Genomic DNA, 6,110 nt, shown 5'->3' with positions numbered 1-6,110 from the left:
GGCCCTGGCCGCAGCGCAGGGCCGCTTTGGCGCGGCGGCTGATGCGCAACTGGCACGCATCGCCAGCCTGGCCGCGCCCACCGAGGCCGGCCCGATCGCCCAGGATATCATCCGCCTGCTCGCCGCCAGCAGCGCCGCGCCCGCATCCGATCCCGGAGTGCAGCAAGGCACGGCCCAGGCCCTGGCAATCTTGGCCGATGCCCTGGAGCAGGACGTGCGCCAAAGATCAGGCGCAGCACAGGACCAGGCGCGCGTCATGGCGCGGTATATCGACCTCAAGTATCGGCCCGGTTCTGACGGGCAGGATACTGTGTGACATTGCGATTGTTGTGGATTTCGCTGTGAAAACGGCCTAGATGAGTCGGTGGCCGCATCGAGCGGCTTTTAACAGGGCAACAGCACCCATGGGTGTGCAATTCTTCCCTTCGGCCCGGCGTATCGCCCGGCTCATTTTCACCAAGCACAGGTTTGAAAGCCCAGGCCGCTTGCGGCCTTAACGGCGCACAGTCCGCGCCAGGCATCAACCACGCCTGACAGTGGCCGCGCGTTCTTGCGCAACCGCACCACCCCATCCGCACGATTCCCGCACGCCGGTATGCCATGCCGGGCGCCATGCTTGCCCTAGCCGGGCCGGATAGCCGGCGCAGTTGGCAGGCATGCGTGCGGCCTGCTGTGAGGGTTGCGTCACCCCGGTTGCTGTTTCCCCTGATCCAGACTCCACAGGATGTCATCCATGCTTGATCCCATCATGCTCGGCACTGCTGCCGTGCTCGTCGTGTTCGTCTTCGTGCTGTTCGTGGCGTCGCGCTGCGTGCGCTATGTCGGCAACAATCGCGTGGCGATTGTCGAAAAGCTGTGGAGCGGCGCCGGTTCGATCACCGACGGGCTGATCGCTCTGCGCGGCGAAGCCGGGTTCCAGCCCGATGTGCTGCGCGGCGGCTATCACTTCTTCTTCCCGTTCCAGTATCGCATCCACAGCCAGTCGCTGGTGACCATTCCGCAGGGGCAGGTCGGCTATGTCTTTGCCCGCGATGGTGCGCCGCTTGGCCCCACGCAGACTCTGGCGAGCAATGCCCAGACCGCTGATTTCCTCGATGTGCGCGCGTTTCTCTCGGCCGGTGGGCAAAAGGGGCCGCAGCGCACGATCCTGCGCGAGGGCACTTATGCCATCAACACCGCGCAGTTCGTGATCATCACGCGTGATCGCATCCATGGCCTGATGCTCAATGCCAATGACGGCGATCTGTTCGGCCAGATGCAGACGCTGATCGCCGGGCGCGGCGGCTTCGAGGCCGTGGTGATCAAGGATTCGGCCGACCAGATCGGCATTGTCACCGTGCACGATGGCCCCGCGCTCAGCGCCGATCACATCATCGCGCCCGAAGTGGGCACGCAGCAGGGCGATGCCGCCACGTTCCACAACTCGTTCCAGGACCCGGAGAAGTTCATCGCCGCCGGTGGCCGGCGCGGGCGCCAGCTGCAGGTGCTGGTCGAAGGCAGCTATTACATCAACCGCCTGTTCGCCACGGTGGAAATGGTTGCCAAGACGGTGATCGAAGTGGGCCATGTCGGCGTCGTGATCAGCTATACCGGCAATGACACGGCCGATACCTCGGGCGATGATTATCGCCATGGCGAGCTGGTCGCGCGCGGGTCACGCGGGGTGTGGAGCGATCCGCTGCTGCCCGGCAAATATGCGTTCAACACCTATGCCGGCAAGATCCTGATCGTGCCCACCACCAACTTCATCCTGAAATGGGAAAGCGACACGATCGGCCAGCACAAGTTCGACGAAAACCTCTCGGAAGTCTCGCTGATCACGCGCGACGCGTTCGAACCCCCCCTGCCGCTGTCGGTGGTGGTGCATATCGATTACCGCAAGGCGCCGCTGGTGGTGCAGCGCTTTGGCGATATCAAGAAGCTGGTCGAACAGACGCTCGATCCGATGGTCTCGGCCTATTTCAAGAACATCGCGCAGAAGCGCACGCTGATCGAACTGCTGCAGGAACGCAGCGACATCCAGGAACAGGCCGGCGCCGAAATGCGCGCCAAGTTTGCCACCTACAACCTGGAAATGCAGGAAGTGCTGATCGGTACGCCGCGCGCCAGCGCCGGCAACGACCAGATCGAGAAAGTGCTGCAACAGCTGCGCGAACGCCAGGTGGCCGAAGAGCGCGTGACGACCTATGAAAAGCAGCGGATCGCCGCCGAAGGCGAAAAGGCGCTGCGCGAGGCCGAGGCGCGGGCCAACCAGCAGACCGCGATCACCCAGTCGGAACTCTCGATCATCGTGCGCGAAAACGAAGGCAAGGCCGCCCTGCGCCAAGCCACGCAGCAGGCCGAGCAGACCCGCACCCTGGCCAAGGCCGAAAGCGAGCGCGTGCGCATCATCGGTGAGGGCGAGGCTGCCCGGATGATCGCCCTGGCCGCGGCCGATGCCGAACGCATCACCAAGACCGGCCTTGCCACCGCCGAAACCATTGCCCGCCAGGCAGAGGCATCGGGCGGCGCGCACAACCAGCTCACCCGCCAGATCGTGGAGCGCCTGGCCGACGCGCTGGAAAAGTCGGGCGTGGACATCGTGCCCCGCATCCAGATCAGCACCGGCGGCGAAGCCAGCGGCATCGCTGGCGGCCCGCTCGCCGCGCTGATCGGCATGATGCTGGGCGAAAAGGGCCGGGACATGCTGGCCAGCGACGCGGCGGCAGAGCCCGTGCAAACCCACTGACGCGTCTCGCACGGCCCCGTTCCGGCAAAACGGAACGGGGCCGTTTTATTCCCCATGGTTCTACCGTCGATAGCGCCAGGTAGCGTGATCCGGCGCCATCCCGGCGCAGATGTGCTATCGCCGCTGCGACGCAGCAAGGGGCAGCCTGACATGCCGATCGATCCGCAAGCCGCCATCGAAATCACCGCCTACGACTGGGTGCCCGACATGGCGCGCGGACGGGTCAAGGATCTGCGGGTGCGATGGGCGCTGGAGGAAATCGGCCTGCCCTATCGCGTCCGTCTTGTCGGCGGGGCGGGCACCGAAAAATCCGCAGAGCACCTTGCCGAGCAGCCCTTTGGCCAAGTTCCAGTCTATCGCGAGAACGGCCTGACCCTGTTTGAATCCGGGGCGATCCTGATCCACATCGGCGAAAAGGACGAACGGCTGCTGCCCCGCGACCCCGCCGGGCGGGCGCGGGCGATCGGCTGGGCGTTCGCGGCGCTCAACAGTATCGAGCCGTTTCTCGGCACGCTGACCATCCTGCGCTTCTTCGCCGATGGAAAACCGTGGCAAGACGAAGCCAAGGCCGCGGTGCGCCCCTTGGCCGTCATGCGGCTGGCGCAACTGGCACGGGAGATCGGGGATCGCGACTGGCTGGAGGATCGCTTCACGATCGGTGACTTGCTGATGATCGACGTGCTGCGCAATGTTCCAGAACCCGGCCTCGTGGCAGCCCACCCCAACCTGGCCGCCTACGTCGAACGCGGCAGGGCGCGCCCTGCTTTCCAGGCGGCATTGGCAGCGCAGATGGCCGTGTTGCAGCAGGCGCGGCGATGACCCCTCTCCGTTCGAACGCAGGATCGCGGGCACGGCACCACGCCGGGATCGTCACACGCTGGCAAAACCGCGCACAGGAATGGCTGTGGTGTGCTTGAGTTCCGACAGCGTGACGGTAGACACGATGTCGATCACGCCGGGCAGCTTGAGCACCACCTTGAATATGAATTTCTGATACCATTCCAGCGATTGCGCGATGACCTTGATCAGGATGTCGCGCTCGCCGAAAATGGTGTGGCACTCCAGGATTTCAGGCGTGATTTCGATCTTGCGCAGAAAATCCTCGCGCTGCTTGTCCGACAGCGCGGCCATCTTGAGCGTGGCGAAAACAATGATCGCATCGCCCAATTGCTTGCGATCGAGCAGGGCGACCTGGCCCTTGATATAGCCTTCCTCGCGCAGCCGTTGCAGCCGCCGCCAGCACGGCGATTGGGAAAGGCCCACCTTTTCAGCCAATTCCGTGGTGGAAAGGCTGGCATCCTGCTGGATCTGGTCGAGAATCTTGAGATCGATCGGGCTGAGCGGTTCGGCCATGCGAAAATTCCTGCAATTTGCGCAATGGCTATCTGGGTTTTGAGCCAGCACAAGATTAAATCGACGAAATGCATGGTCATCCTGCATGAACGCCGCGCTGTGTCCCTGTCCGGCATGGTTATGCGCAAACACGCTGCGAAACGGCATGAATTGGCAGCGGCGCGCGGCTATGCAGGGCACCATGGCATATCGGCAGGGCAAAGAGGCGATGGCGGGCGCGGGGCTGACGCGGCGCCAGGCGATGCAGGGGCTCGGCGCGGGCGTGGCTGCCGGCATGGCAGTGGGCCCGCAGGCTGCGCACGCCGGGGCGGCGGCAACTGCACCAACCGTCATCGCGCCAATCGCCACCACGCTGCCGGCCCGCGCTGCCTTTGCGCCCACCAGCCTGGCCTACCTCGACAACGGATCGCAGCACCCGCTAAGCCTAGGCGGCCAGGCGGCAATTGAGGCATATCTCGCCAAGCGGCGGCTGGACCCGGCGGCACAAGGCTATGATCTGGACGAGGCCGGCCTGCTGGCCAAGTTTGCCCGGCTGATCAACGCCGATGCCGACGAAGTGACCTATGTGCAAAGCACCACGGCGGCCGAGCAGATGGTGCTGCGCGCCCTGGACCTGCCGGGTAACGGCGGTGCGCGCGTGGTGACCGACACGCTCCATTTCTTCGGCTCCATCCCGCTTTACGAAGAAATGGCGCGCCAGGGGGTGAACGTCACCTGGGTGCAGGCGGTGGATGGCCGCATCCGCATGGAGGATATGGCCAGGGCGCTTGCCGGTGGGGCGCGGCTCGTGGCACTTTCGCAAGTGTCGACGATCAATGGGTTCGAGCATGACCTCAAAGCGGTGTGCGACTTGGCCCATGCCCATGGCGCGCTGGTCTATGCCGACATGATTCATGCCGCCGGCTGCGTGCCGGTGGACGTGAAAGCCAGCGGCGTCGATTTCGCCGCCTGCGCATCGTACAAATGGCTGATGGGCGATTTCGGGCTGGGGTTCCTCTATGTGCGGCGCGATGTCTGGCCGCGCCTCAAGCGCTGTGCCTATGGGTACTACGGCATCGATACGTTCCAGCCGCATATCTATCCGCTCGATCCGCCGGGGCAGGCGGTGGCCGACTACGCGTTTGCCGACAATGCCACCGGCCGCTTTGCCCTGGGCACCCACAGCCACGCGGTGATCGCGCAACTGCACCATTCGCTCGACTGGATCATGGCCACGGGCGTGGCGCGCATCCAGGCCCATGCGCAAGGGCTGGTAGCCCGGCTGAAAGCCGAATTGCCTGGGCGCGGCTATACGGTCATGACCCCGCCCGAATGCGGCGCCCCGATCGTGACAGCGATCTGCGCCGATGCCCGCGCCAGGATTGGCCCGGCAATGGCGGCGGCGGGGGTAAAGCTGACGCTGTCGGCCAACCGTTTTCGCCTGACGCCTTCGGTGCAGAACGACGATGCCGACATAGACCGGTTCCTGGCGGCCCTGCCGCGCGCATGAAAGAGGCCAAGATGGCGCAAGACCTGGTGTTCATCGATGGCGAGCGCGTGCATCGCCTGCTCGATTATCCTGCCTGCATCGCGGCCATGGAGGCGGCGATGCGCGCGCTTTCGGGCGGCGCAACGCGACAATTGCCGCGCACCATGATCCACATGGGCGAGGGGCGCACCTTTGCCCAGATGACCGCGAGCCTGGCAGACGATGGCATGTTCGGGGCCAAGTTGATCAGCGTGTTCGCCGATCCGGCCCGGCCGGGCCAGCGCAGCCATCGCGGCGTGATCACCCTGTTCGAGCCGGCACAAGGCCATCCCGTGGCCGTGGTCGATGCCGAGGCGGTGACTCACATACGCACCGCCGCGGCGACGGCCGTGGCCACGCGCGCCCTGGCCCGCGCCGATGCCCGCGTGCTGCTGATCATGGGCACCGGCGGGCAGGCCCATACCCACCTGGCCGCGCTGCCGCTGGTCCATCGTTTTGAGCGCATCCTGATCTGGGGCCGCGATCCTGCCCGCGCGGCGGCTGTGGTGCAGCAATGGCAGG

5 protein-coding genes and 1 pseudogene are annotated in these 6,110 nt (G+C 65.2%); 5 read left to right on the top strand and 1 reads right to left on the bottom strand.

The window, feature by feature from the left end; translation table 11 throughout:
* The 3 genes from H926_RS33825 to H926_RS0121430 all read left to right on the top strand — a co-directional run.
* Window positions 1–316 (top strand): hypothetical protein (locus H926_RS33825; RefSeq protein WP_043610881.1); only part of this gene is annotated, 316 nt, incomplete at its 5' end.
* Window positions 317–733: 417 nt separating this feature from the next.
* Window positions 734–2,728, top strand: a complete 1,995-nt coding sequence (locus H926_RS0121435; protein ID WP_022678077.1) for an SPFH domain-containing protein — start codon at window positions 734–736, stop codon at window positions 2,726–2,728.
* Window positions 2,729–2,878: 150 nt separating this feature from the next.
* Complete coding sequence (locus tag H926_RS0121430) at window positions 2,879–3,547, top strand: glutathione S-transferase family protein (protein ID WP_028658327.1); 669 nt, start codon at window positions 2,879–2,881, stop codon at window positions 3,545–3,547.
* Window positions 3,548–3,598: 51 nt separating this feature from the next.
* On the opposite strand, the gene H926_RS0121425 is transcribed toward H926_RS0121430, so the two are convergent.
* Window positions 3,599–4,081, bottom strand: a complete 483-nt coding sequence (locus tag H926_RS0121425; protein ID WP_022678075.1) for an Lrp/AsnC family transcriptional regulator — start codon at window positions 4,079–4,081, stop codon at window positions 3,599–3,601.
* A 181-nt stretch (window positions 4,082–4,262) separates the two neighbouring features.
* Here H926_RS0121425 and H926_RS0121420 point away from each other — a divergent pair, with 181 nt between their 5' ends.
* A complete protein-coding gene (locus tag H926_RS0121420) occupies window positions 4,263–5,570 on the top strand; it encodes an aminotransferase class V-fold PLP-dependent enzyme (protein WP_237741145.1) in 1,308 nt (435 codons plus the stop codon).
* 11 nt (window positions 5,571–5,581) lie between these two features.
* Window positions 5,582–6,110 (top strand): annotated as a pseudogene (locus tag H926_RS35185) (ornithine cyclodeaminase family protein); the annotation flags it as partial.

It is taken from the genome of Novosphingobium sp. B-7 (assembly GCF_000410615.1).
Taxonomy (GTDB): domain Bacteria; phylum Pseudomonadota; class Alphaproteobacteria; order Sphingomonadales; family Sphingomonadaceae; genus Novosphingobium; species Novosphingobium capsulatum.
Note: the sequence above shows the minus strand (reverse complement) of the source record. Positions and strands in the feature narration are given on the sequence as shown.

Excerpts from the sequence above, each read along its gene's own strand:
- H926_RS0121435 (WP_022678077.1), top strand. The coding sequence starts at position 734 with ATGCTTGATCCCATCATGCTCGGCACTGCTGCCGTGCTCGTCGTGTTC.
- H926_RS0121430 (WP_028658327.1), top strand. The coding sequence starts at position 2,879 with ATGCCGATCGATCCGCAAGCCGCCATCGAAATCACCGCCTACGACTGG.
- H926_RS0121425 (WP_022678075.1), bottom strand. The coding sequence starts at position 4,081 with ATGGCCGAACCGCTCAGCCCGATCGATCTCAAGATTCTCGACCAGATC.
- H926_RS0121420 (WP_237741145.1), top strand. The coding sequence starts at position 4,263 with ATGGCATATCGGCAGGGCAAAGAGGCGATGGCGGGCGCGGGGCTGACG.